At 73.0% G+C, this 252-nt stretch carries 1 protein-coding gene; it reads right to left on the bottom strand.

The features are described 5' to 3' along the window. Positions 1–252 (bottom strand): hypothetical protein (locus tag AMS67_RS17650; protein ID WP_162230859.1); only part of this gene is annotated, 252 nt, incomplete at both ends.

Here is a 252-nt window from a genome sequence, read left to right as displayed (position 1 = left end):
CAGCTGCACCGAGCAGAGCGCGGCCGTGTCGAGGTGCTCGGCCAGCGCCGCGACACCGCCCAGCACCAGCAGATCCTCGGAGGCGATGACGGGGCGCAGCACTGCGGCTCGTCCCGGGTGCAGGGCGAGCTCGATCAGGCGAAGCAGCTGCGCGAGCCCCTCGCGACGGTCCTCGAGCACCGACACCGCCAGTCCGCTCTGCAGCGACACGATGCGCTCGGCTCCGGCCGCACCTGCGACGCCGATCACCAC

It is taken from the genome of Leucobacter japonicus, from assembly GCF_001273855.1.
In the GTDB taxonomy this organism is placed as follows: domain Bacteria; phylum Actinomycetota; class Actinomycetes; order Actinomycetales; family Microbacteriaceae; genus Leucobacter; species Leucobacter japonicus.
The sequence above is the reverse complement of the archived record's forward strand: the minus strand, read 5'-3'. Positions and strand labels throughout refer to the sequence as shown.